Source organism: Pseudomonas avellanae BPIC 631 (genome assembly GCF_000444135.1).
Lineage (GTDB): Bacteria > Pseudomonadota > Gammaproteobacteria > Pseudomonadales > Pseudomonadaceae > Aquipseudomonas > Aquipseudomonas avellanae.
The window spans coordinates 1-3,149 of the sequence record NZ_ATDK01000269.1 but is presented as its reverse complement, the minus strand read 5'-3'; the positions used below and the strand labels follow the sequence as shown (position 1 = coordinate 3,149).

At 51.7% G+C, this 3,149-nt stretch carries 2 protein-coding genes and 2 pseudogenes; 3 read left to right on the top strand and 1 reads right to left on the bottom strand.

Annotated features, from left to right (window positions below; all coding sequences use genetic code 11):
* Positions 1 to 47: 47 nt before the first annotated feature.
* Positions 48 to 689 (bottom strand): annotated as a pseudogene (locus tag DW49_RS01000000128455) (pyridoxal-phosphate dependent enzyme).
* 885 nt (positions 690 to 1,574) lie between these two features.
* Here DW49_RS01000000128455 and DW49_RS0115700 point away from each other — a divergent pair.
* From DW49_RS0115700 to DW49_RS1000000130280, 3 genes and pseudogenes are all read left to right on the top strand, one after another.
* Positions 1,575 to 1,793: pseudogene (locus DW49_RS0115700) on the top strand (tyrosine-type recombinase/integrase); the annotation flags it as partial.
* Positions 1,794 to 2,195: 402 nt separating this feature from the next.
* Complete coding sequence (locus DW49_RS0115695) at positions 2,196 to 2,645, top strand: HIT domain-containing protein (RefSeq protein WP_024420945.1); 450 nt, start codon at positions 2,196 to 2,198, stop codon at positions 2,643 to 2,645.
* An 83-nt stretch (positions 2,646 to 2,728) separates the two neighbouring features.
* Positions 2,729 to 2,998: a hypothetical protein gene (locus DW49_RS1000000130280; RefSeq protein WP_081082481.1), complete on the top strand. Its 270-nt coding sequence runs from the start codon at positions 2,729 to 2,731 to the stop codon at positions 2,996 to 2,998.
* The last annotated feature ends 151 nt before the right edge of the window (positions 2,999 to 3,149 follow it).

Here is a 3,149-nt window from a genome sequence, read left to right as displayed (position 1 = left end):
TGTTTTCGAAAAAATCAGCCACCAACTAACGGAAAATTCAAATCTTATCAATAGCTTAGCTTGCAGGTTATGGGTAACTTATTTCGAAAACAGTACACTAGATTACGACCGAAAGTAGCCGGATGTACTCCGTGCAACCTTGTCTCCGGCCATAGCCTCGCGGCCGCGCAGCCGAAGCTGGTGAGCAGGCCGCCACCGCCTAATGGCAGCAGGATGTGATCAAACCGCCGATCATCCTGTTCAGCGATCTCCAGCGCCAGTGCCCCTTGGCCGGCAACCACGCCAGGGTGGTCAAATGGTGAGATGTAGTATCCGCCGTTTTCCTATGCCTCCTGATGGGCCGCCATATAGGCCTCATAGACATCGCCACCTCCCTGGACGATTCGCGCCCCGACTGCCCGCAGCCGACGAATCTTGATTTCCGAAGCGGTCAACGGCAGGAAGATGTTGGCCTGCAAGCCGAGTTCACGCGCCAACGTGGCAATTGCCAACCCATGATTGCCTGCTGATGCCGTGTCGGGGGCAAGCAAGTGCAGCGCATTATAGGCGCCGCGCAATTTGAAAGAACCAGTACGCTGCAGACACTCCAGCTTCGCCCATACCCTCCGGTTGTTTGAGCTAAGCCAAGGCAACTCGGCTATGAGAGTTCTGACAACGTTGCGCGAAAGCGCCGGGTAGGCGTTTCGCATCCTCTGGTACAACTGTGCCAGTAACTCGGAGCCGGAGCTGTTAGTTGTGGTCTTCATAAAGAACAAAAGCCTCATTGCTACGGAGCCGCCCGCCTGACAGGCCTTAAGTTGATGGGCGCTGTTGTATCGCTGCTGAGCGCACCCGAATGGAATCAAGTCAGTATGTGGTCATCACTGAGCTTTGAATTCCGGCGGCAACTGCTGCCACCTACCTTGGACAACGAATGATTGATTTATAACTAACTAAACCTATGCTTCAAAACCCATGGTAATCGCGCTTTCTCCTTTGAAATCAAGTCTGTAAAGTGGTGATAAATACGTTATCGGCCCGTCGAACTTTGGCGGACACATGACGACTTTCAGCAGAATTTGTGGTTTTTCAGTAGACGACACGGCGCTGATGTGATTTTGCGTCCGATCACCCTGGTGAACGAGCTCACCGAATCGCTACCAGGTCATTTTTTGTATCCCGGTACTGACTTTATTGATCAAATCGAGGTGGATGGCCAGCGTGCGGGTCAGATCGACTAAAGCATCAATCCGCTTGGCGACCGGCTGTACATCAACATGATTGAGGTGACGCCCCAGCGACAGGGCATCGGCTCGGCTGTCCTCTGGCGCCTTTTGGCAGCTGCACGGGCTGCCTATCGTACCTCTGCACGAATACGCCACGTCGGAAAGATTTCTGGTGCCAAGTACGTGCTCGTCTTGGCGCAGCGAGCGTGAAAGTTGAGGCTCAGTTGCGCGGAGCCCGGCAGATGGAGCTGGAACAGGAGCGTTGGCAGCACCTGATACCGGAGCCGAGACCTTAGCGCCTGATCCGCTAGCTGATTGCTTCCCCGAGTCGCCGGCCATCAAAGCGCGGTACGATGCAGAGCGAAATGCATGAGCGAGCTGGTGATGGCCAACGCCGGCGTGCGGCGACTGACTGCCCTGGAGTTCCAGGAGCTGGCCGCAGTACCGGCAGCGGTCGAGTGGTTCGCCAATATCCGCAAACCGCGCATGCGCCGTGCGTACAAGGCCGATCTGCGTGACTTCTGCAGCTTTGTCGGCGTGGCTGGCGCCGAAGAGTTTCGCGCCACAAACCGGGCGCACGTTTTAGTCTGACGCGCCCAGCTGGAACAGCTCGTTCGGTCCGATGTCACGAAACGGACTCAGCTATGCCGCTGATCATTTTGACCGCAGTGGCATTGCCAGAGGATAACCTGCATCAGGGCACTCTATGTAAAAATAGCAGTACGCGCAGATCGTCCAGGAACATATCGAAACCATATTCAAACAGAAATAGTCAATCTAACCAATCGGTCAGGTATTAACTTGTACGACAACTTAAATTAGCCGCTACCAAGTTGGCACTAACGTACTCTTATTGGCTCCATCATATTAAAGAGCAATAGCCTTTTGCCTTCACTGCGTTTAATTTTTGACTACCATTCGGCGAATTTATATGGCAACATCTACTAAGATTACTTAACCTCAAGCACATTAATCCAGATGAGAATCATTATGGATCTTCATGGAACCTACAACCCCCTAAATCCTTTTCTGCCTATAATCCAAGGAGACGCTCCATCTTATAGTGTCTTTGAGGATGATGATGTAATGGCTTTTCTGGATATCTTCCCGCAATCACTAGGCCATGTCCTCGTCATCTCAAAGAGCTCTCGTGCGCGTAACATACTTGATGTCGCTCCTGAGGCTTTAGCGCAAATAACAAAAGTCGTTCAAAAAATTTGCATTGCTGTGGTGGATGAGCTTTGTCCTGACGGAGTGCAGGTTCTCCAATGCAATGGTACGGCTGCTGGTCAAACTGTCTATCACCTTCACTTCCACATCATTCCCCGCTGGACGGGTAAGCCACCCAGCCAAAGCGGGCTGGACATCAAAGATCCTGCATGCCTGCAATCAATTCACCGACGTTTGAGAATGCGTGTAGCTGGCATGGCAGAAGTGTAGCAGCGATATCAGGGGTCTCTAATTAAAATCAATGCGGATCAACTACAGATGCGCCAACTATCTTTAGCAAAGAAAGCTTAAATATGAAAAAAAATCTTGGCTTGTCGGGAATCATATTTTCTATATTGACCTTATCTGGCTGTGACAAAACTTCAGAGGACCACGCCCGCGATGCGGCCAAGCATGAGGAAGAAGCACATTTTCATTTGGCGGAAGGTCATAATGATGAAGCCAATCAAGCTAGCCAGAAAGCAAAAGCGGCTCATTCGAGAGCAAAGGAAGCTGCTGCCTCTGAAGACCGTCACCGCCCGCCCGAATCAGCTGTGCCTGTTTGGATCAAGGCAACGGAATAAGCTGCGGTCAAGTAGCAGCGCGCTCTAAAAAATGTGACGCCGGTATCTAGTGTGCCGTCTCAAAATTAACTTCTCTCATGCCTGCGTGCTCATTGCCGCGCGGGCTCGCTGTATTTTGTTCAAAATATCTTCTCCCTTAGCGTTCCAAACG

What these genes read in the sequence shown, in the direction of transcription:
- DW49_RS0115695 (WP_024420945.1), top strand. Translation starts at nt 2,196, where the DNA reads ATGGATCTTCATGGAACCTACAACCCCCTAAATCCTTTTCTGCCTATA.
- DW49_RS1000000130280 (WP_081082481.1), top strand. Translation starts at nt 2,729, where the DNA reads ATGAAAAAAAATCTTGGCTTGTCGGGAATCATATTTTCTATATTGACC.